The organism is Mesorhizobium sp. C399B, assembly GCF_030323185.1.
In the GTDB taxonomy this organism is placed as follows: Bacteria; Pseudomonadota; Alphaproteobacteria; order Rhizobiales; family Rhizobiaceae; genus Mesorhizobium.
On the sequence record NZ_CP100472.1, the window covers coordinates 653362 to 673423 of the forward strand.

Here is a 20062-nt window from a genome sequence, read left to right on the forward strand (position 1 = left end):
TATGGGCGATCGGGGCGACGGCCATTCCGGGAACAGCTGCGGCAGTGCTAGATAGACACAGGTCAAGGGAGTGATTCGCGACGATGAACCGTTCGGAGCCGATCGTCCGGCGCAAACTTTCCGACGAAGTGTTTTTGCGGCTGAAGCGCCTGATCACCAGCGGAGAATTGACGCCGGGCGACGACATGCCGTCGGAGCGCGAGTTGATGGAGCGCTTCGAGGTCGGCCGTCCCGCGATCCGCGAGGCGATGCAGGCGCTGAGCAATATGGGCCTCGTCGCGATCTCGCATGGGGAACGCGCCAAGGTGCTGCAACTGACCGCGAAGTCGATCATCAAGCAGGTCGACGGCGCCGCCAAGATCATCCTGTCGTCCTCGAAGGACACGCTGGAACACCTGAAAACCGCGCGCATCTTCTTCGAGCGCGGCATGGTCAGGGAAGCCGCCGAAAACGCCACCGCCGAGGACGTTCAGCGGCTACGCGCCACAATTGCCGAACAGCGCGGTTTTCGCGGCGATTCCGAGGCCTTTATCTCCGCCGACATGAAGTTTCATACCCAAATCGCGGCGATCTCCGGCAACCCGATCTATGTCGCCGTGAGCGAAGCGATGCTCGGTTGGCTGAAGGAATATCACACCGAAATGCTGATCTGGACCGGCAAGGAACAGTTCACGCTGACCGAGCATGAAGAGATCATCGGCCGCATCGAGAAGAAGGATGCCGACGGCGCCGAGAAGGCGATGATCAAGCATCTCGAGCGCTCGCGCGCGCTTTATGTGATGAACTCCGGCAACTGATTCAGCCGATCCGCGTGATCGCGTAAGGGGTCATCACCAGTTGGCCTCGGCCAAACGCTGAGATGTCGACCGTCACGTCGTCCGCCGTCAGGTTCGCCAGCCACGCCACGGTCTTGCCCGAAGCGGAGCGGCCGGCCAGCGCCAGCACCTTCGTCTGATCGCTCGTCCTTGCCGCCACATACGCAAGGCCGGCCATTTCGCAAAGACCCTTGATGGCATCGAAGATCGGCCGGGGTGCGCCTTCGGCGACGGGTTCGCCGGACGCTGCGAGCACGCCGAACGGTCCGGCGAAGCCGGAGAGCGTGAGCAGTTCCAGCCCGGCCGACGCGACACGCGCGGCATAGCCGATCGCCCATGCGGCTGCGAAGAGGCCGGCATGGCGAGGGTCGCGATCGGCCATGGCGATGCGCTGTCCCTCGGGATTGGGTTTGGTCGCGCCCCCGTAGGGGTTCTGGCGCATGGCGATCGTCGACGGACCGATGCGGTAAGGCTTTGCCCCGAAGATTGCCCGCGCCGACGCGGTGATGAAGGGCAGCGCCTCCAGCGACTGCATGACGCTGAGATCGTCGGCGGCGTGCACGATCGGGCACGTGCAGTGAGTGATGAAATCGAGCAGGCCCGCCGGCACGCGCTTGCGGTTGAGCTCGGTGAAATAGCTGAACATGCCGCCGCCAAGCTTGATACCCGGAAAGGCGCGACGGGCAGCGGCATAGACATCTTCCAGCGGCGGACAGTCCGGCCACGCGCTGCCCGGCGGCGTCGACTGCCGGTCGACCGAAGGCGAGACGGCAATGGCCGAGAGTTTTAGTCCGGCCTGCCGCACCAGGTTCGCGACGGCTGAAAGTTCAGCGTCGAGATCGCCCGCGCAGGCAACGACGCATTCGAGTGTGGTGCCGACTGGATAGGCAGCAGTGAGCCTTGCATAAGACCGCAATGCTTCGAGACCGTGGCCGCGCGTCGGATCGTAGTGGAAGACAAGTTGCTGCGGGCCGAGCTCGGTCAATGTCGAAAGATTTGCGAGCGCTGCTTCGACCTCATCCGGGTAGATGATCACGCCGAGATCCGGCAGCCTCTGCCCGGTCTCGCCGAGTTCGACGCTGACCGGTTCGGCGGCAGATGCTGCGGCCGGCATTCCCCCCTCGCCGGTGATGCGCAGGCTGACCGTCTGGCTTACAGTTTGGCCGGCCGGCAGTACATAGGGCCAAGGCAGCGCGAGTGGCCGCACATAGGTCTTGTAGGACGCGTCCGACCAGTTACGCTGGTCCTCCATCTCGAAAGTGTCGCCCTCCATCCGGCATTCGGCAGTAATGCCCGACCGGACTTCATGGGTGATCGCGCGCAAATCCTTGAAAGGCTGCCAGGGATCGATCAACAGCGGCAGTTTCGTCGCCACCACGCTGCCGTCGGTATGCTCGACCGTGACCGGGCTGCCGGCGAGGCCGGCGATCGGATGCAGGACGCAAAAACCGCAGCGATTGGTCTCGAAATCGCTTTCAGGGACCGCGCTGACGTCGAACACTAGGTGACCGTTGGCGGAGCCCTTGATCGTAGCGCGAAAGTCGAGCCGGCTTCCGCCCGGTGCTAAGCAAGTTGCGGAGTAGCTGACGGAGAAGCTGTCGGCGTTCTGATCGACGGCAAGGTCCGTCAGCGCCGGTTCATAGGTGCCCCAGTCGCGGTCGCGCACGATGTAGGCGATGGCGCGCAGCACTTCGATGCCGCCGTAACGGATGGTGCGCAGGCTGCCGTTGACAAAGTCGGCGCTGAGCAAGCCCGCACTCAGCCTAACCGGCTCGGCCTCGACCACGCGTGTGCCGTATAGGAGGAAGGCGTCGGCTGTCATGTCAGCAAGCCATCCAGGTGGACAGGTTCGTGGCTCGCGGCGCCCAGATAGGCCGCCTCGACCAGCGCGAATGTCTTGAGATTGTCGGCGCCCGAGGTCGCCGGCTCGGTTCCCTTTGCCAGGCAGTCGACCCAGTGCTGCTGGATGGCGACGACGCTCTCCTGGATGTTGTGCCATGGGCGCGATGCCCAGGCGAGTACGGGCGGCGAAACGTCGGTGATCTTCGTGCCGCTCCTGCCGGTGACGGTGAGCCGATATCCCTGCGCCAAGCGGATCGTGCCGTCGCTGCCGTCGATCTCGATAAGCGTTTCGGGAAACGGCTCCACGGCAAGCTTCGTCGCGTAGCTGCAGTCGACGACTGAGGTGGCGCCGCTCTTGTGATCCATCAGCATCGTTACGACGTCCTCGCCGGCGATATCGGGGTTGATGCGCGCCGTTCGCGTCGTGATCGTCGATACGTCGCCGAGTAGAAAACGGGCGATGTCGAGGATGTGGATACCGAGGTCTTCGATGATGAAGCGCTTTCCCTTGGCGAGATAGGGCTGGCCGGAAAACACGTCATAGGCGGAGCGGAAGGAGATGCGCCCGAAGAACGGCGTGCCGATCTCGCCGCTGTCCAGCACGGCACGCACCGCCTGGATCGCCGACTGCCAGCGAAAATTCTCATGCACCATCAGCGGTACGCCGGCTTCCACGCAGGCCCTCACCATCGCCTTGGCGTCGGCAAGCGTCGGCGCGAACGGCTTTTGGCAAATCACCGGCACACGGTGCAGGGCCGCCATCTCGACCAGCGGACGATGGCTGGGAACGGTGGTGGCGATATCGACGAAGTCGAGGCTTTCGCTTGCAAACATCTCTGCCGCGTCGGTGTAGCGCTTCGCAATGCCGAACTGGTCGCCGATGATGCGCAGCCGCTCCGGGTCGCGGTCGCAAATGGCGACCATCGCGGCGCCTTCAATGTCGCGCCAGGCATGCATCTGGTTGATGGCAAAGAAGCCGCAGCCGATGAGCCCTCCCCGCAACTCCGCCATGCTCAGCCTGCCTTTGCCATCTGCATCAACGTCACCCGGCTCTGCAGCCGGCGCTGCGCTTGGTCGACGACGACGGCGACGATGATGACAAGGCCCTTGATCACCATCTGCCAGAAGGAACTCACGCCCATCATCACCAACCCGTCCGAAAGAATGCCGATGACGAAGGCGCCGACAATGGTGCCGCCGATCGTGCCGCGCCCACCTGACATCGAGGTGCCGCCGAGCACTGCCGCCGCAATGGCGTTGAGCTCGAAACTTTCGCCCGTCGCCGGATGCGAGGCCATCAGTTCGGACGAGATGATCAAACCGACGATCGCCGCGCAAAAGCCGGAGAACATGTAGACGAACATTTTCACCATGTTGACACGAACGCCCGAAATTCGCGACGCCCGTTCATTGCCGCCGACGGCGAAGATGTGGCGGCCGAGCGGCGTGTATTTGGCGAGATATGCCGCAACCAGCGCAACGACGATCAGGATCCAGATCGCCACCGGCAGGCCGAGCAGCCGCCCGGCGCCGAGGAAACCAAACCCGGTGGTGCCAAGCTCCGGCTTGCCGACGAGGTTGGGGAAGGTGCGGCCGTCCGACGACAGCAACGCCAGGCCGCGCGCGACATAGAGCACGCCGAGCGTGGCGATGAACGGCGCGACGTTCAGCCTGGTGATCAGCAGTCCGTTGACGGCGCCGATCAATATGCCGACCGCCAGCGTGATCAGCGCGATCTCGACGACGTTGAAATAGACGGTGTAGCCGAATTGCAGGTCGATGCCGTTGAGCACGAGGTAGCCGGCGACCATGCCGCACAGGCCGACGATCGAGCCGACTGAGAGATCGATGCCGCCGGTGATGATGACGAAGGTCATGCCCATGGCGAGGAAGGCGTTCAGCGCCACATGTTTCGACATCAGGATCAGATTGGCTGTCGACAGGAAATTCGGCGCCGCGATCGAGAAGAAGATCAAGACGGCGATCAGCGCGATGAAGGTCCTCGCCTTCATCAGCGTCAGCAGCAGCGAGCCGCTCGAAACGGAGGAGACAGCCGCCTTGGCCGGGATGTCAGTCATGGGTTCTCCGTATGCGGGGCCGGTCCGTGGCCAAGTGCCGAGGCGGCGACAAGGGCTGCCTCCGTCGCCTCGGCGCGATCGAACATGCCCGTCAGTTTTCCATTGCTCATCACCGCGATGCGATCGGACAGCGCCATCACCTCATCGAGATCCGAGGTGGCGAACAGAATGCCGAGCCCGTCTCGCGACAGTTTGCGCATGGTGCGGAAGACGTCGGCCTTGGCGCCGACATCGATGCCACGGCTCGGCTCGTCCATCAGCAGCACCTTCGGCCCGGTGAGCAGCGCCTTTCCGATCACCACCTTTTGCTGGTTGCCGCCCGACAGCGACGAGACCTCCTGCGCCGGGTCGGCGACCTTGATCGCCAGTTCCCGCACCATCTGCGTCACCGCCTGCTTCTCCTGGCCGCCACGAATGTGGAACATGCGCACGAACCGCGACAGGCTGGCCAGCGTCAGATTGCTGGCGACGGACAGGATCGACACCAGCCCTTCGCGTTGGCGGTCTTCGGGGATCAGCGCCAGCCCGCGCCGGATGCGCCGCGTCGTGTCGCGCTCCTTGACCTTTTTGCCGGCGATGAAGATCGCGCCGGTCGCCTGGCCATGGCGGCCCATGATGCAGTCGAACAGCTCGCTTCGCCCGGCGCCCATCAGGCCGTATATGCCGAGTATCTCGCCGGCGCGCAGCGACAGCGAGACATGATCGACCGCCAGCCCGCCGGTAGCCCGCGGCAGGCAGATGTCCTCGGCGCGGAATATCTCTTCGCCGGGAACATGGCCGTCGGCTTTGGCAAAATCCTTGGCGTCGGAGCCGATCATCTGCCGCACGATCCACCGGGTGTCGACGTTCTTCATCTCCTCCTGGCCGGTGATGTGCCCATCGCGCAGCACGGTGATGTAGTCGCCGATGCGGATCAGTTCTTCCAGCCGGTGCGAGATGTAGACGATCGCCACGCCGCGCGCCTTGAGGTCGGCGATCACCTTGAACAGGATCTCGACTTCCGCCGCACTGAGCGCCGAGGTCGGCTCGTCCATGATCAGGATGCGCGCATCGAGCGAAACCGCCTTGGCGATCTCGACCAGCTGCTGCTGGCCGATGCGCAGATCCTCGACCAGCATGTCGGGCCTTATCCCGGCCTGCAGGCGTTCGAGAAATTGCGCCGCGCGACGCTCCTGCTCCTTGCGGTCGATCTTGCGGAACCGGTTGGTGATCTCGCGCGTGGCGAAGATGTTCTCGGCGACGGTCATATTGCCAAACAGGTTCAGCTCCTGGAACACCATGCCGATGCCGCGGTTCACCGCGTCGCCCGATGACGAGAAGGAGACCTCCTCCCCTTCCAGGAGGATCCGGCCGAGCGTCGGCTGTTCGACGCCGGCGATGATCTTCATCAGCGTCGATTTGCCGGCGCCGTTTTCGCCGACCAGCACATTGACGGCGCCCTTGCGCACCTCGAAATTCGCGCGCTTGACCGCGACGGTGCCGGAATAGACCTTGCAGACGTCCTCCAGTTTCAGGATGACATCGTGAGCAACCGCAGCGCTCATGGCTTCGGCCCGATTTCTGCCTCCGCCGGCGTCACCAGCGGCAGGTCCTGGCCGTTTTCGAGCGTATAGGCGCCGAGGACCTTGGCGGTCCGGCCCTCCAAGGCGTCACGCGGCAGTTTGGCAAGCACGGCCTTGACGGCATAGGCGTTGAACGCCTTGCCGAACTGGGCGAAGTCGATCTGGTTGGTAAAATCGTTGAACTGGATGAAATCGAGGCTGTCGCGCAGCGCGGTTCCGCGCATCGCCGGTCCGATCTGTACCCGCGCATCGGCCTTGCCGTCGCCGTCGACATCGACATCCATGGTCGCTGCCCGCGACTGCGTGTTGGCGGCGATGATCTTGCCCTCGACGCGAACCGCGAAGGTCCATGGCGAATTCGCCTGCTTCTTCGGATTGCCATATTTGGCGCCGGCGGAAGCAGGATCGGTTTTCGCCAGAGCGTGGACTTCGGCAAACGGCCCGGCTTTCTGCTGGAGGTAAGGCACGACCTTCGCCGCCCATATCTCCTCGACCATCTTGTCCGGATTGAAGGCGGCGGCGCTGCCGCTGTCCCCCGAGGGCGTCGGCAGGATCTTGCAGGCGGTCAGGCTGATGCCGACTGCAACGACAAGGATCGGCCAGTTCGGCTTGTTGTTCAGCATGATGGTTTGTTGTTCAGCATGGTGGTCGGCACCCACGGAAAATGGCGACGAGGGACGACCCTTGGGTCGCCCCTCGCTATTCATGTCACGCCGGCTCAGTTGGTCAGCGCAAACGTTTCCAGCTTGGCAGCATTGTCACCATTGACCAAGACGCAGTCCATCAGCTGCTTTTCCTTGGCCGGCGACTTCTTGTTCTTGATGAAGTCGTTGGCCTGCTCGACCGCCATCTGCGCCTGCGCATAGGCCGGCTGCAGGACGGTTGCCTTGATGCCGCCCGCGGTGATGGAGTCGCGCACGTCGTTGGATCCGTCGAAGCCAACGACGATGACGTCCTTGCGGTTCGCCGCAACCAGCGCCGCATACGCGCCCATCGCCATGGTGTCGTTGCCGGAGATGACGCCCTTGATATCCGGGTTGGCCTGCAGGATCGATTCCATCTTGGAATAGGCTTCCGTCTGGCTCCAGTTGGCCGATTGCTGGGCGACCATCTTCAGATCCGGATAATCGTCGATGACGTCATGATAGCCCTTCGAGCGAATGCCGGCATTGGTGTCGGATTCCTTGCCGACCAGCTCGACGAAATTGCCCTTCTCGCCCATCAGCTTGACGAACTCCTGCGCGCCGAGCTGGGCGCCCTGGTAGTTGTTGGAGACGATCTGAGCCACGGCGACGCCGGTGGCGTTGATCTCGCGATCGATCAGGAACGACGGCACGCCCGCGTCCTTGGCCTTCTGCACGGCAGCGACAGTGGCGTCGGCGCCGGCATTGTCGAGGATGATCGCCTTGGCGCCGCGACCGATCGCGGTGTCGATCAATTCGGACTGCTTGTTGGCATCGTCGTCATGGACGAGCACAAGCGCTTCGTAGCCGAGTTCCTTGGCCTTGGCTTCGGCGCCGACGGCTTCCGCCTTGAAGAACGGATTGTCGTGCGAGGGCGTGATGATGGCAATGAGGTCGGCCGCATAGGCGGGTACCGCCGTGCCAAGCGCCAGCATGCCGGCGAACGCCGCAAGTGTCATTCTGCGTGTGAGTTTCATGATGTCCTCCCGTTTGAAAAATTGCCTTGATCAATCAAGGCCTCTGCATTCGAATTCGTCGCGCAGCGCGGGCCGCCGATCGGTTCGGGCTGAAATGCCGTTGCCGGCTTCCCAAACGATCGCTGCTCCCCCGCCGTCCCTCCACTCGCCCAGGCTTCGTACTTCCCGCGGACCCTTGCTCAAGCCATCAACAGCTAAGCCAACTGGTATGATGAGTCAATCATGAATTGAGGTGACGTGTGCCCACCGAGCAAAAACATCTGGGCGTCATGGCGGGTGTGTCGAGCCATCGAGGCGCTCCGGCAAGCCCCCCGACTCGGCCTGTCTCAGGTAATGCGCCGAATGCTCGCGGCGATCTCTTCCGGCTCGAACACCCGCTTCCAGTCGTCGCGCATCAGCACCGGCTTGCCGAATTCGATCGCCTTGTTGCAGGCATCCGAGAATACGCCCTTGGTCTCGCCGAAAATCACGGCGCCGAGCACGTTCATGTGGCCGAGCAGGAAATCGAGCGCCGCCTGTTGGTCGACGCCTCGCGCGACGACCTCGTCGACGGCTTCCTTCATGACGACAAGCAGTGACGCGCACACCGTCTCCGATAGACCGGGCTCCAGCAGCGCCATCTGTTCGACGGTGACACGGTGCGAGCGCATGACCGGCGCCCAGATGATTTTTGCGACCGCCTCGCCCTTGGCGTAGTCCGCTTCCGGCCCCTGCATCAGCGCGCTGACCATATGCTGCTTGGCCTTGACGCCGCCAAAATAATCCTTCTTGGCCGCCATGTCGGTCTCGTCGTTGAAGATCGGCGGATGACAGGGATGGGTGACGAAATAGGTCAGGTCCGGCCGGTTGGGCAGATGGCCGGCGAAGGGTGCGGCCGCGTCGAGCACTATCACCATCGTGCCAGGCGCGAGCTTGCTCTCGATATCAGCCGCCACCTTGCCGATATGCGTGTCGGGAACGGCCAGGATGACGATATCCGCCCCGTCCAGCGCCGCATCGGCACTGACCGCGTCGAAGCCCAGTCCGGTCTTCAGCCGATCGCGGCCGGCCTCGCTGACCTCGACATGGCGTACCGTGTAGGGCGATCCGCGAAAATTGGTCGACAGGCGGTAACCCATTTTGCCGCCGGCACCGAACAGCGCAATCGTCGTCATCTATCCCTACTCCCGCTTTGAACGACGGCCGCGCCGATCGTCATGTTATTAACTGGTATAATCACCTTACCACGAATTGAGGAGTTGAACAGGGCTTTGATGAGCGGCTATGCAGTCGCCGTTTGGCTTCCGTCCGCACGATTTCCGCGGTGGCGGCCGATAATTCAACCAAGCCAGAGCGCCGTTGCCTTTCCAGACAATCGATGCCCGCGCTAGAAGCCTCCAGGTCCATTTTCTCGGGGGCTCGGTTGCGAAGTGACGGTGGGGGCGTCACCAGCAAGGCGAAGCGCGTCCGCGCGGTCCGGTCGCGTTTTCGGGCCGTGAGTTCTCACGGCGATTTGGCGAAGGGGCTATAGAGAATTCGCGCTTCGCCGGGGTTCCGGCGAGCCAAATCACTTCTAGTCGATCATGCCGACAACTATTTACCGGTAGCTTCCCGGGTCCTTGGCTTTCTCCGCCCGACAGCTGTCCGTGCGTTGCGCCGCCGTGCGGTAAGCGCCTTCATAAAACCTGATGGCTCTCTTGAATTCGGGGGGATTGGGTATCAGGTGTTTATCTTGCACATCGTACAAGATGTATATCGCCGTTATTTTGGATTTTCCGTCTGGAGTCAGCTGCAGCGCCGGGCATCGCGTCGTAACGGCGATGACGTTAGCTGACCATGTTACGACCAATTTCAACTGGGCGTCGGACAGCCCGGCCAGATAGTTGATGTTTTTTTGATAGGCAGGGTCGATGTGTTGTCGATTATCTTTTGCAGACGCAGCTGAAGACAGGACACCTACCACGCCGAGTATAATCAATATGCATTTCAAAAGCTGCCTCCCCCAATGTTACGGCCATCTCGACCACGGCATTGTCCGTCCCCACAAAGCAGGTTGAAACAAGTCAATTTGAAAAGCAATTGGGGTTCGCGACCTTATACGGATCACCGCACCTTCAGAACCCGGTTGCTCGCGGACGCCCTTCTTCAACCAAGTGAAACCGGTAGCGGTCGCGCACGAACTCGTTGAAAAATTGCCCTTTCGAGAAGGCGGCCCGGAACGCCGCATAGGTCTCAGGCTCGACCTCTTCATAGTCGTAGCGGGCTCCGCTTGGAACGAACCAGACCGAGAGGATTTTCGTCGACGGGTCGTAATGGGTGTTGCGGATGGCAGTGGACGGCATGTCGAAAATCCTGCTTCGTCCCAAAATCTTGCTTCGCCCCAGATCCTGCTTCGAAAATGCGTAATGCCGCAACGATGCGGAGGTTCCGTCAGGGAGGCGCATCACAACGCCGAAAATCTTGCCCAGGCGGCGAGGCTTCCTATCTCTCCGTCAGATGGCACAGACGAAATCCAGCACAACAGCGTATGCCAGCCAGGGCGATCTCTTCGGCGCGGCCGACACGCTGCCGGAAGGATTTTCCTACCGGCCGGGCCTGATCACAACGGACGAAGAGGCGGAACTGGTCCGTCACCTCAATGAACTGTCCTTCAAGCCGTTCGATTTCCATGGCCATATTGCCAACCGGCAGGTCGCCGGCTTCGGCTGGCGCTATGACTACGACCGGCGCCAGGTCGTCGAAGCGCCGCCCATCCCGAAATTCCTGCTGCCGCTTCGCGACAAGGTCGCGGATTTTGCCGGCAGGCAGGCCACGGAATTCGCGCAAGTGCTCATCAACGAGTATCGGCCGGGCGCGGGCATAGGTTGGCATCGCGACAAGCCGCATTTCGATCTCGTCGCCGGCGTCTCCCTGCTGGCGCCCTGCAGCTTTCGGCTGCGCCGAAAAAACGGCTCGAAATGGGATCGCAAGACGATCGAGGTTCAGCCGAGATCTGTCTATCTCATTGACGGCCCGGCGCGCCACGAGTGGGAGCACAGCATTCCTCCGGTCGCCGGGCACCGCTATTCGATCACGCTGCGCACTCTGAAATAGGCCACACTCCAAGCCACGCAGCAGCCGCTCTGGAAGACCGAGCGCAGTTGTGCTTCGATCGCACATGAGCGTGGATCGCAGCAGAGTTTTGGTTACCCGCGCAGCGCTCTTCCTGTGGGCATGCCTGTCCTGCGTTCTGGCTCTGCAGTGGCTCGTCGACCTTGGCATGGTCGGCTTTCCCGACGGATACATAACGCCCTATGCCCGAGCAACGAGCACGCTGTTGCATGTCCTTGTCTGGGCATGCCTGGCTCAAAGTCTCTACTTCGCTTGCCGAGCCTTGTTTGGCAAACGCTTCGAGCCTGCTCCTCTCTTCCTGCAAATCCTGATCGCCGCCGCACTGACTGTCGTGCCGGCATTCATCGTAAAACACTGTCCGCGGTCTCAGGTATGCAGCAACATCTATGAAGCGCTCACCAATACGATGATGGACGACGGCACCGGCGGATGACGTTGTGTCTCCAGTAACTGACGAGAGTTAGAACTTTGGCGTCGCGCCGCGCGGTGGCGGTAAAACCTGGAGGAACCATGCGAAAGATTCTGGCATCGATGCTGCTGTTCGCGGCAGCGCTATCTGCAAACCCCGCTCGGGCGCTGGACAGTACCAGCCCGCCGGTTGTCGTCACACCGCTTGCCGATCGCAGCCAGACGGCGTCCGGCCAGCCGATCGTGCTGCCGCAGAAAAATGTCCAGGTGCTGGTTTCAACCTATGACATTGCGGTCGGCGCCACTCTGCCGGTGCACAAGCACCCGTTTGCCCGCTACGCCTATGTCGAGGCCGGGACACTCAAAGTGACGAATGTCGAGACCGGCAACAGCAACACCTACAAGACGGGCGATTTCATCATCGAGATGATCGGCCAATGGCACCAGGCCACCAACATCGGCGACGCCCCGGTCAAGCTGCTGGTCATCGACCAGGTCGAACAAGGCGCCAAGAACACGGTGCTGCAGAAACAATAGATCTCTCGCTACGGACCTAGGCAGGGTTGCCGGGCTGGCCCAAGCAGCGACTGGCTGTTCCGGCTTCCCCGCCAACCGAGCCGATGCTAGGGCTGGCCGTCATGCAATCATGAAGGATCGCCCCTTGGCCGGAAATGCTCGCCCCCTGATCGAAATCTGCGTCGAAGGCATCGATGGACTGCTGGCTGCGCAGGCCGCCGGCGCCGACCGGGTCGAGCTCTGCGCCAGCCTGGTCGAAGGCGGCATCACGCCCAGCCTCGGCACGGTGCGCGCCGCACTCGAGAGCGCGACCATTCCCTTCCATGTCATCGTGCGGCCGCGCGGCGGCGATTTCCTCTACAGCGAGGCCGAATACAGCTCGATGCTCGCCGATGTCGCAGCGCTTCGTGACCTCGGCGTCGCCGGCGTCGTTGTCGGTTGCCTCGATGCCGACGGCACCATCGATGAAACCCGCATGGGCGCGCTGGTCGATGCCGCCGGTCCGCTCGCCGTTACCTGCCACCGCGCCTTCGACATGACGCGCGACCCGGCCGAGGCGCTGGAAGCGCTAATCCGCTGCAAGGTCGGCCGCGTGCTGACCAGCGGCCAGAGGGACACCGCGGTGGAAGGCGCCGGCCTGTTGGCGGATCTCGTCCGCCAGGCCGACGGCCGCATCATCATCCTCGGCTGCGGCGCGCTGGACCCCGAAAACATCGCCGGGGTGCTGGCATCAACCGGGCTGACGGAACTGCATTTCGCCGCGCTCAAGGACGTACCGAGCGCCATGGCCTACCGCAACCCGCAAGTCGGCATGGGCGGCACCGATCTCGACCGCGAGTATCGCACCACAGTCACCGATGGGGCGCTGGTTGCCGCGACGATTGCGGCGGCCAGAGCATGATGAGCGAAGCCGTGAGTGGGCCGTCGCCGATCAGCCGTGTCTCGCCTCAGGACGAAGCGGCCATCCTCGCACTCAACAACGAGCACGCCGCCGAACTGTCATGGCTCGAGCCCGAACGGCTGTCCTTCCTTCTTGGCGAAGCGTTTTACGTCAGGCGCATCGGCGCGCTCGAAGCCTTCATCATGACCTTCGACCAGGATGCGCGCTACGACAGCCCGAATTTCCTCTGGTTCCGCGAGCGCTATCCACGCTTCGTCTATGTCGACCGCGTCGTCGTCGCGGCGCAAGCGCGCGGCCGCGGCCATGCCCGCCGGCTCTACGAGGATCTGTTCGGGGAAGTCGCATGCGCGGGCCACAGCATCGTCACGTGCGAGGTGAATGCCGAACCGCCCAATCCGGCTTCGGACGCCTTCCATGCCGCGCTTGGCTTCGCCGAGGTCGGCGACGCGGTGATCCATGGCGGCAAGAAGACCGTGCGCTACTACCTCAGGCAGATTGCGGGCTGACGCATCGCTGGCTGATGATCGGCAAGCAGATCGCCACGGCAGCATAAGATTAGGAGTCCGTAGCCCTCACCAATTCCGGTTCAGCCAGGCCCGCGCGGGCTTCTCGACCAGATAGTAGCTGCATAATGCACAGGCGAAGACAGCCGCCAGCATCGGGATCGGTGCACTGCCCTGCTCGGCGACGAATTTGTAGAAGGGCTGTTGCCAGAGATAGAGCGAGTACGACCATAGCCCGATCATCACCATCGGCCTGGATGAAAGCAGGCCGGTAAGATGCCAGTTGCTGGTGTCCAGCGTATTGACGGCAAGCGCCAGCAACGGCACCGCCAGTAGGTAATGGATCGGCGTCGGCACCGGATCGAGGAACAGCAATATAGCCGCCGCCGCCGACACGAGGCTGACATAGGGGCTCGTCAGGAATGCCGGCAGCCGGTCATCGTGCTTGAGCAGGCAGATCGATGCCGACAGCAGGATCGAGGCGATATGCACATCGGTGCGCCAATAGCTGTGCTCGTAATCCATGCCGAGTGCCCAGTACGAAATGGCGCCATTGGCCATCGCCAGCAGCGACAGCGTCACCAGCAGCCGAACGACATTACCCCGCCCGGTCACCACCACGCTGATCAGCGCCAGGATGATGTAGGCATGCTCTTCCACGCATAGCGACCAGATGTGGTCGAGCGCGCCGGCGCGGGTGATGAGAATTCCGGCATAGTTGTAGGTGAATGTCAGCGCCGTCAGCGCCGCCTTCCATTTGAAGCCGATAAAGGTGCCGGAGAGCCCGATCATGGCTGATGTCACGAACACCAGCAGCGCGGGATAGATGCGCGAAAAGCGGCGCTTGAAGAATTTTTTCAGCGGAAAGCGTTCGATGAACAGTATCTCGCCCATCAGCCGGCCTGAGAGCACGAAGAAGAACTCGACGCCGAGCACGCCGAGATTGATCCCGGGAACGGGGAAGAAATGGCCGATCAGCACCAGTGCGATCGAAAGCCCGCGCCAACCATCGAGATAGGCCAGTCTTGCTCTGGCTGCTTTGTCGGCTGTGGCCCGCGGCAGGGCAACAGACGCTGCGGAGATGTCGGCCATGCCGATCCTCTACGACGCAAGATCTTGGCGCAGCTCACACCGCCGCGCGCAGAATCCACCCCGTGTTCCGCCAAGCTATACATATTGCAGTGCAATATCAGATTGTGCAAGTGCGAGAATGGGGCTGGGCAGTCCCTTGGGAAGTATGCGCCTGTTCTTGCACGGGAATTTCCTGAAACAACGGATTTGCGCGTGGCAGCGAACCCGCAAGGACTGGGCAGTTACAGCCCGCCACAGACGAACAAAGGGGCCGCGATGGCCCCTTTCCTTGTCAGTAGCTTTATGATGTCAGGCGTTGGCTGCCGCCACCGCGCGCTTGGCCATCACGGCGATCAAATTGGCACGGTATTCGGCCGAAGCGTGGAGGTCGGTCATCAAATTCTTCGCCGGCACTTTCACGCCGTCGAGCGCCGATGCGGCAAAATTCTTCGCCAGTGCTGCTTCGATCTCCTTCGAGCGGAACACACCGTCATCGCCGGCGCCGGTAACGGCAACGCTGACCCCGTCCTTGCCCTTTGCCACGAACACGCCGACGATCGCATAGCGCGAGGCCGGGTTGCGGAATTTTTCGTAAGCAGCCTTGGCCGGCGCGGTAAAACTCACCGCGGTGATGATCTCGCCTTCTTTCAGCGCCGTTTCGAACAGGCCGGTGAAGAATTTCGCGGCTGAAATCTCGCGCTTGTTGGTGACGATGGTGGCGCCCAGCGCCAAGAGCGCCGCCGGATAATCGGCGGCTGGGTCGTTGTTGGCGACCGAGCCGCCGATCGTGCCCTTGTGGCGCACCGCCGGATCGCCAATCAGCGACGCAAGGTGGGCAAGCGCCGGACAGGCCTTCCGCAGCTTCTCGTCATTGGCGACGTCGTAATGGGTTGTGGCGGCGCCGATGGTGACGGTCTTGCCCGACACCTTGACGCCTTGCAGCTCCTTGATCCGCGACAGGTCGATCAGGTCGGACGGTGCGGCGAGCCGCGTCTTCATCGCCGGGATCAGCGTCATGCCGCCTGACAAAAGCCTGGCGTCGCCGCTCTTCACCAGCTTGGCGGCGTCGGCGACCGAGGCGGCGCGGTGGTAGTTGACTGCGTACATGGGATCCTCCCCTGAAGTGGTTAGGCAGTAGTGAGTAGTGAGTAGGGAATAGGGACGCTGTCATCTCCGGTAATGCCCATTCCCTACTCACTACTCCCTACTCACTCATTTCTTCGCCCTAATCGCCGCCCACACCGTTGACGGCGAGGCTGGCATGGCGATGTCCACAATCCCCAAAGCGTCGGTGATGGCGTTGATGACCGCCGGCGGCGAGCCGATGGCGCCGGCCTCGCCACAGCCCTTGATGCCGAGCGGATTGCTCGGACACGGCGTGTTCGAGGTCGACACCTTGAATGACGGCAGGTCGTCCGCGCGCGGCATGGTGTAGTCCATGTAGCTCGCCGTTAGCAGCTGCCCGCTATCGTCATAGTGCGCGCCTTCCAGCAGCGCCTGGCCGATGCCCTGGGCGATGCCGCCATGCACCTGACCCTCGACGATCATCGGGTTGATGATGTTGCCGAAATCGTCCGCCGCGACGAACTGGACGATCTCGGTCGTGCCGGTTTCCGGATCGATCTCGACCTCGCAGATGTAGCAGCCCGCCGGGAAAGTGAAGTTCGCCGGATCGTAGAAGGCTGTTTCCTTCAGTCCCGGCTCCATGCCTGCCGGCAGATTGTGAGCGGTGTAGGCGGCAAGCGCCACCTGGAACCAGGGCAGGCTCTTGTCGGTGCCGGCAACCTTGACCTCGCCATTCTCGATGACGATGTCGCCCTCGTCGGCCTCGAGCAGATGGGCGGCGATTTTCTTGGCCTTGGCCTCGACCTTGTCGAGCGCCTTGGCAATTGCCGACATGCCGACCGCGCCCGAGCGCGAGCCGTAGGTGCCCATGCCCATCTGCACCTTGTCGGTGTCGCCATGGACGATCGACACCGAGTCGAGCGGCACGCCGAAGCGCTGGGTGACCAGTTGCGCGAAGGTCGTCTCATGGCCCTGGCCGTGGCTGTGCGAGCCGGTCAGCACCTCGATCGTGCCGACGGCATTGACCCGCACCTCGGCCGATTCCCACAGACCGACGCCGGCGCCGAGCGAACCGACCGCCGCCGACGGCGCGATGCCGCAGGCCTCGATATAGCAGCTCATGCCGATGCCGCGCAGCCTGCCCTGGCTGGCGGCCGCCGCTTTGCGCTTGGCGAAGCCGGCATAGTCGGACGCCTGTGTCGCCGCATCGAGTGAAGCTCCATAGTCGCCGGCGTCATAGTTCATGATGACCGGCGTCTGATGCGGAAACTCGGTGATGAAATTGGCGCGCCGAAGCTCCGCCGGAGACACGCCGAGTTCGCGTGCGGCGGTCTCCATTGTGCGTTCGAGCAAATAGGTCGCTTCCGGCCGCCCTGCCCCACGATAGGCATCGACGGGTGCCGTGTTGGTGTAGACGGTGCGCACATTGGCGTGGATCGTCGGGATGTTGTACTGGCCCGACAGCAGCGTCGCGTAGAGATAGGTCGGCACGCAAGACGAGAACAGCGACATGTAGGCGCCGAGATTGGCGATGGTGTCGACTTTGAAGCCGGTGATCTTGTTGTTCTTGTCGAACGCCATTTCGACCGTCGAGACATGGTCGCGGCCATGTGCGTCGGTGAGAAAGCTTTCGGTACGGTCGGCAACCCATTTGACCGGCACGCCGGTCTTCTTCGACGCCCACAGGCAGACGATCTCTTCGGGATAGATGTAGATCTTCGAGCCGAAGCCGCCGCCGACATCGGGCGCAATGACGCGCAGCTTGTTTTCCGGCGCGACATTGTAGAAGGCGCTCATCACTAGCCGCGCGACATGCGGGTTCTGCGACGTCGTCCAGCAGGTAAAATGGTCCTCGGCCTTGTCGTAATGGCCAAGCGCAGCGCGCGGCTCCATGGCGTTGGGAACCAGCCGGTTGTTGACGATCTTCATGCGGGTGACATGGGCCGCCGCCTGGATCGCCGCGTCGGTCGCCTTGGCATCGCCGATCTCCCAGTCGAAGATAAGATTGTCCTCGGCTTCGGCATGGACCTGCGGCGCACCTTTTTGCAGCGCCTTAGTGGCATCGACCACCGCCTTCAATTCCTTGTAGGTGATCTCGACCGCTTCGGCCGCGTCGCGGGCCTGGCCCTTGGTTTCCGCCACCACGATGACGACCGCGTCGCCGACATAGCGCACCTTGTCGACGGCCAGCGGCGACCACGCGCCCATCTTCATCGGCGAGCCGTCCTTGGAATGGATCATCCAGCCGCAGATCAGGTTGCCGATGCCGTCGGCCTTGAGCTCCTTGCCGGTCAAGACGCCGATGACGCCGGGCATCGCCTGCGCTCGTCTGACGTCGATCTTCTTGATCTGAGCATGCGCGTGCGGGCTGCGCACGAAAGCGGCATGCTTCATGCCGGAAACCACCATGTCGTCGACATAGCGGCCGGCGCCGGTGATGAAGCGTTTGTCTTCCTTGCGCACGACCCGAGCGCCGATGCCTTCAATGCCCATAGGAATTCCTCCGGAATAGCGAATAGTGAGTGGCGAATAGTGATTAGTGAGTAGGGAATTGTGCTCGGAGCGGTTCGGCTAAACCGACTACTCGCTACTCCCTATTCGCTACTCGCTTCTTTCTTACGCTGCCTGTTTCGCCCTGCCCTTCGGCACCTTCGCCATAGTCTGCGATGCGGCGAGGATCGCCTTGACGATGTTGTGGTAGCCGGTGCAGCGGCAGATGTTGCCTTCGAGCTCGGCGCGCACCGTCGCCTCATCGAGGCCTTCGGGATGGCGCGCGACCATGTCGGTCGCGGTCATGATCATGCCCGGCGTGCAGAAGCCACATTGCAGCCCATGATGTTCCTTGAACGCGGCCTGCATCGGATGCAGGTCGCCGCCATTGGCAAGCCCTTCGATCGTCACCACGGTCGACCCGGAGGCCTGCACGGCCAGCATCGAACAGGACTTCACCGCCTTGCCGTCGACATGCACGACGCAGGCGCCGCATTGAGAGGTGTCACAACCGACATGCGTTCCGGTGAGACCAAGATTTTCGCGCAGGAAATGAACCAGAAGCGTTCGGTCCTCGGCAGCGCCGCTGATCCGTTTTCCGTTCACGACAAACGAAACGTCCGACATGCATCCTCCCTGGGTATGACCTTGGTAGTCATGCTGCCGATGCGGCTTTGGCGCTCGGCCATGCGCTATTGGTACACTGCACAAAGCGCAAAAAACACACGGCGCTCATTGTACTTTCGGTCATGGAGAAAACGAAAATCATGGGCCTGTCCGCCCCATTGCCAAAGAGCGAATAGGGGGCAACAATGCCCTCGACGCCAGCGCGCCGAGAGACATAAAACGGGCGCGCGCAGGAAGCGTCGGAGGATATCGGGAGGAAGCCTCTGGCCAGTTCACGGACGAGCTATGCATCCGGTCTGTCGGCGCTCACCACCGACGAGCCCGACGCCGATGCATTCGCCCTGGCGGTCGCCGTCGAGGCCGCAGCCATCGATGCCGGCTTTGCCCTGCTGTTCTTCTCCCAGAGCCTGTTTGACGCGAGCGTCCTTTCGCAAGGGCTGAAGACCCACGCGCCGACGCTGGCCTACGCCGCCTGCTCGACCGCCGGCGAGATTACCCCCCAGGGCCTGGAGGAAGGCCATGTGCTGGCGCTGCTCTTTCCCTCCGCGTCGTTTTCGGCGGTCAGCACCATGGTCGACAATCTCTCCTCGTCGGGCATGGACAGGATCACTGATGAAGTCGAGGCCCTGCGGCGCCTACTGCGCGGGCGCCTCGGCTGTTGCCATACCAAAAGCACCTTCGCGCTCTGCTTCATCGACGGCCTGTCCTTTGCCGAGGAAGCGGTGACCTCGGCCATCCATTGGGGGCTGGACGACATCCCGCTGCTCGGCGGTTCGGCGGGCGACGACCTCAAATTCGAAACCACCAGTCTGATTTCGAACGGCAAGGTGGCGTCAGACAGCGCCATCATCGTGTTGATTGCTACCGAAATTCCCTTCCACGTCTTCAAGACCGACAATTTCATCCCCACCGACGAAAAGCTGGTGGTGACGGCATCCGACCCGGACCACCGCACCGTGCGCGAGTTCAACGCCACCAATGCGGCCGAGGAATATGCAGCCTCGGTCGGCATCGTTGCGCAGAACCTGACGCCGCTGAGCTTCGCCTCTCACCCCGTTGTGGTGAAGGTGGGCGGCGAATACTACTGCCGCTCGATCCAGAAGATGCATCCCGACGGCTCGCTGTCGTTCTTCTGCGCCATCGACGACGGCGTCGTGCTGTCCATCGCCCAGCCCAAGGACATGGTGGAATCGACGCGCGCCGCACTGCGCGACGTCGAGGAGCGGCTCGGCGGCATCGACATGATCCTCGGCTTCGATTGCGTGCTGCGCCGGCTCGACGCCCGCAACCGCCAGGTGTTCCGCGACATTTCGGAGCTTTACCGGGTCAACAATGTCATCGGCTTCGGCACCTATGGCGAACAGTATCGTTCGATGCACCTCAACCAGACTTTCACCGGCATCGCCTTCGGCGAATGCCAGGCGGCGGAATAGC

20 protein-coding genes are annotated in these 20062 nt (G+C 62.5%); 7 read left to right on the forward strand and 13 right to left on the reverse strand.

The features are described 5' to 3' along the window. Nucleotides 1–83 precede the first annotated feature (83 nt). A complete protein-coding gene (locus NLY36_RS03220; RefSeq protein WP_023697639.1) occupies nucleotides 84–797 on the forward strand; it encodes a transcriptional regulator NanR in 714 nt (237 codons plus the stop codon). A 1-nt stretch (nucleotide 798) separates the two neighbouring features. On the opposite strand, the gene apnL is transcribed toward NLY36_RS03220, so the two are convergent. The 9 genes from apnL to NLY36_RS03265 form a co-directional block, all read right to left on the reverse strand. Continuing rightward, nucleotides 799–2637 carry a D-apionate lactonase gene (apnL, locus tag NLY36_RS03225; protein ID WP_023735280.1) on the reverse strand — a complete coding sequence of 613 codons (1839 nt, stop codon included), beginning with the start codon at nucleotides 2635–2637 and terminating at the stop codon, nucleotides 799–801. Then, complete coding sequence (locus tag NLY36_RS03230) at nucleotides 2634–3668, reverse strand: Gfo/Idh/MocA family protein (protein WP_023697641.1); 1035 nt, start codon at nucleotides 3666–3668, stop codon at nucleotides 2634–2636. The genes apnL and NLY36_RS03230 overlap by 4 nt, the downstream gene beginning before the upstream one ends. Nucleotides 3669–3670: 2 nt before the next feature. After that, nucleotides 3671–4735, reverse strand: a complete 1065-nt coding sequence (locus tag NLY36_RS03235) for an ABC transporter permease (protein WP_023697642.1) — start codon at nucleotides 4733–4735, stop codon at nucleotides 3671–3673. After that, nucleotides 4732–6279 (reverse strand): sugar ABC transporter ATP-binding protein, encoded by a 1548-nt coding sequence (locus tag NLY36_RS03240; RefSeq protein WP_023697643.1) that lies wholly within the window; start codon nucleotides 6277–6279, stop codon nucleotides 4732–4734. The genes NLY36_RS03235 and NLY36_RS03240 overlap by 4 nt, the downstream gene beginning before the upstream one ends. Next, a complete protein-coding gene (locus tag NLY36_RS03245) occupies nucleotides 6276–6920 on the reverse strand; it encodes a DUF2291 family protein (RefSeq protein ID WP_023688188.1) in 645 nt (214 codons plus the stop codon). The genes NLY36_RS03240 and NLY36_RS03245 overlap by 4 nt, the downstream gene beginning before the upstream one ends. Before the next feature lie 95 nt (nucleotides 6921–7015). Continuing rightward, nucleotides 7016–7957, reverse strand: coding sequence for a D-ribose ABC transporter substrate-binding protein (locus NLY36_RS03250; RefSeq protein ID WP_023681704.1), 942 nt, complete (start codon nucleotides 7955–7957; stop codon nucleotides 7016–7018). A gap of 326 nt (nucleotides 7958–8283) precedes the next feature. Further along, a complete protein-coding gene (locus tag NLY36_RS03255) occupies nucleotides 8284–9111 on the reverse strand; it encodes a phosphogluconate dehydrogenase C-terminal domain-containing protein (RefSeq protein ID WP_023697644.1) in 828 nt (275 codons plus the stop codon). Nucleotides 9112–9533: 422 nt separating this feature from the next. Continuing rightward, nucleotides 9534–9914 carry a hypothetical protein gene (locus tag NLY36_RS03260; RefSeq protein WP_023697645.1) on the reverse strand — a complete coding sequence of 127 codons (381 nt, stop codon included), beginning with the start codon at nucleotides 9912–9914 and terminating at the stop codon, nucleotides 9534–9536. 136 nt (nucleotides 9915–10050) lie between these two features. After that, nucleotides 10051–10380 (reverse strand): KTSC domain-containing protein, encoded by a 330-nt coding sequence (locus NLY36_RS03265; protein ID WP_348529202.1) that lies wholly within the window; start codon nucleotides 10378–10380, stop codon nucleotides 10051–10053. A 52-nt stretch (nucleotides 10381–10432) separates the two neighbouring features. On the opposite strand from NLY36_RS03265, the gene NLY36_RS03270 reads away from it, so the two are divergent. The 5 genes from NLY36_RS03270 to NLY36_RS03290 all read left to right on the forward strand — a co-directional run bounded on the left by NLY36_RS03270 (nucleotide 10433) and on the right by NLY36_RS03290 (nucleotide 13378). Continuing rightward, nucleotides 10433–11029 (forward strand): alpha-ketoglutarate-dependent dioxygenase AlkB, encoded by a 597-nt coding sequence (locus NLY36_RS03270; RefSeq protein ID WP_023735279.1) that lies wholly within the window; start codon nucleotides 10433–10435, stop codon nucleotides 11027–11029. 64 nt (nucleotides 11030–11093) lie between these two features. Further along, on the forward strand, nucleotides 11094–11480 hold the full coding sequence (locus tag NLY36_RS03275; protein WP_023735278.1) for a hypothetical protein: 387 nt from the start codon (nucleotides 11094–11096) through the stop codon (nucleotides 11478–11480). A gap of 77 nt (nucleotides 11481–11557) precedes the next feature. Beyond that, the gene (locus NLY36_RS03280) at nucleotides 11558–11992 is read left to right on the forward strand and encodes a cupin domain-containing protein (RefSeq protein ID WP_023735277.1); all 435 of its coding nucleotides are present in this window, start codon (nucleotides 11558–11560) and stop codon (nucleotides 11990–11992) included. 109 nt (nucleotides 11993–12101) lie between these two features. Then, the gene (locus NLY36_RS03285) at nucleotides 12102–12872 is read left to right on the forward strand and encodes a copper homeostasis protein CutC (protein ID WP_023735276.1); all 771 of its coding nucleotides are present in this window, start codon (nucleotides 12102–12104) and stop codon (nucleotides 12870–12872) included. Beyond that, a complete protein-coding gene (locus NLY36_RS03290) occupies nucleotides 12872–13378 on the forward strand; it encodes a GNAT family N-acetyltransferase (RefSeq protein WP_023735275.1) in 507 nt (168 codons plus the stop codon). The genes NLY36_RS03285 and NLY36_RS03290 overlap by 1 nt, the downstream gene beginning before the upstream one ends. Before the next feature lie 66 nt (nucleotides 13379–13444). Here NLY36_RS03290 and NLY36_RS03295 read toward each other — a convergent pair whose 3' ends face one another. The 4 genes from NLY36_RS03295 to NLY36_RS03310 all read right to left on the reverse strand — a co-directional run bounded on the left by NLY36_RS03295 (nucleotide 13445) and on the right by NLY36_RS03310 (nucleotide 18628). Further along, on the reverse strand, nucleotides 13445–14467 hold the full coding sequence (locus NLY36_RS03295) for an acyltransferase family protein (RefSeq protein WP_023735274.1): 1023 nt from the start codon (nucleotides 14465–14467) through the stop codon (nucleotides 13445–13447). A 288-nt stretch (nucleotides 14468–14755) separates the two neighbouring features. Further along, nucleotides 14756–15553, reverse strand: a complete 798-nt coding sequence (locus tag NLY36_RS03300; protein ID WP_023672622.1) for an FAD binding domain-containing protein — start codon at nucleotides 15551–15553, stop codon at nucleotides 14756–14758. Nucleotides 15554–15658: 105 nt separating this feature from the next. Next, on the reverse strand, nucleotides 15659–18004 hold the full coding sequence (locus NLY36_RS03305; protein ID WP_023707866.1) for a xanthine dehydrogenase family protein molybdopterin-binding subunit: 2346 nt from the start codon (nucleotides 18002–18004) through the stop codon (nucleotides 15659–15661). 123 nt (nucleotides 18005–18127) lie between these two features. Next, on the reverse strand, nucleotides 18128–18628 hold the full coding sequence (locus tag NLY36_RS03310; RefSeq protein WP_023706035.1) for a (2Fe-2S)-binding protein: 501 nt from the start codon (nucleotides 18626–18628) through the stop codon (nucleotides 18128–18130). A gap of 341 nt (nucleotides 18629–18969) precedes the next feature. On the opposite strand from NLY36_RS03310, the gene NLY36_RS03315 reads away from it, so the two are divergent. Further along, nucleotides 18970–20061, forward strand: a complete 1092-nt coding sequence (locus NLY36_RS03315; RefSeq protein ID WP_245271815.1) for an FIST signal transduction protein — start codon at nucleotides 18970–18972, stop codon at nucleotides 20059–20061. Nucleotide 20062 lies beyond the last annotated feature (1 nt).

What these genes read in the sequence shown, in the direction of transcription:
- NLY36_RS03220 (WP_023697639.1), top strand. Translation starts at nt 84, where the DNA reads ATGAACCGTTCGGAGCCGATCGTCCGGCGCAAACTTTCCGACGAAGTG.
- apnL (WP_023735280.1), bottom strand. Translation starts at nt 2,637, where the DNA reads ATGACAGCCGACGCCTTCCTCCTATACGGCACACGCGTGGTCGAGGCC.
- NLY36_RS03230 (WP_023697641.1), bottom strand. Translation starts at nt 3,668, where the DNA reads ATGGCGGAGTTGCGGGGAGGGCTCATCGGCTGCGGCTTCTTTGCCATC.
- NLY36_RS03235 (WP_023697642.1), bottom strand. Translation starts at nt 4,735, where the DNA reads ATGACTGACATCCCGGCCAAGGCGGCTGTCTCCTCCGTTTCGAGCGGC.
- NLY36_RS03240 (WP_023697643.1), bottom strand. Translation starts at nt 6,279, where the DNA reads ATGAGCGCTGCGGTTGCTCACGATGTCATCCTGAAACTGGAGGACGTC.
- NLY36_RS03245 (WP_023688188.1), bottom strand. Translation starts at nt 6,920, where the DNA reads ATGCTGAACAACAAGCCGAACTGGCCGATCCTTGTCGTTGCAGTCGGC.
- NLY36_RS03250 (WP_023681704.1), bottom strand. Translation starts at nt 7,957, where the DNA reads ATGAAACTCACACGCAGAATGACACTTGCGGCGTTCGCCGGCATGCTG.
- NLY36_RS03255 (WP_023697644.1), bottom strand. Translation starts at nt 9,111, where the DNA reads ATGACGACGATTGCGCTGTTCGGTGCCGGCGGCAAAATGGGTTACCGC.
- NLY36_RS03265 (WP_348529202.1), bottom strand. Translation starts at nt 10,380, where the DNA reads ATGCGCCTCCCTGACGGAACCTCCGCATCGTTGCGGCATTACGCATTT.
- NLY36_RS03270 (WP_023735279.1), top strand. Translation starts at nt 10,433, where the DNA reads ATGGCACAGACGAAATCCAGCACAACAGCGTATGCCAGCCAGGGCGAT.
- NLY36_RS03275 (WP_023735278.1), top strand. Translation starts at nt 11,094, where the DNA reads ATGAGCGTGGATCGCAGCAGAGTTTTGGTTACCCGCGCAGCGCTCTTC.
- NLY36_RS03280 (WP_023735277.1), top strand. Translation starts at nt 11,558, where the DNA reads ATGCGAAAGATTCTGGCATCGATGCTGCTGTTCGCGGCAGCGCTATCT.
- NLY36_RS03285 (WP_023735276.1), top strand. Translation starts at nt 12,102, where the DNA reads ATGAAGGATCGCCCCTTGGCCGGAAATGCTCGCCCCCTGATCGAAATC.
- NLY36_RS03290 (WP_023735275.1), top strand. Translation starts at nt 12,872, where the DNA reads ATGAGCGAAGCCGTGAGTGGGCCGTCGCCGATCAGCCGTGTCTCGCCT.
- NLY36_RS03295 (WP_023735274.1), bottom strand. Translation starts at nt 14,467, where the DNA reads ATGGCCGACATCTCCGCAGCGTCTGTTGCCCTGCCGCGGGCCACAGCC.
- NLY36_RS03300 (WP_023672622.1), bottom strand. Translation starts at nt 15,553, where the DNA reads ATGTACGCAGTCAACTACCACCGCGCCGCCTCGGTCGCCGACGCCGCC.
- NLY36_RS03305 (WP_023707866.1), bottom strand. Translation starts at nt 18,004, where the DNA reads ATGGGCATTGAAGGCATCGGCGCTCGGGTCGTGCGCAAGGAAGACAAA.
- NLY36_RS03310 (WP_023706035.1), bottom strand. Translation starts at nt 18,628, where the DNA reads ATGTCGGACGTTTCGTTTGTCGTGAACGGAAAACGGATCAGCGGCGCT.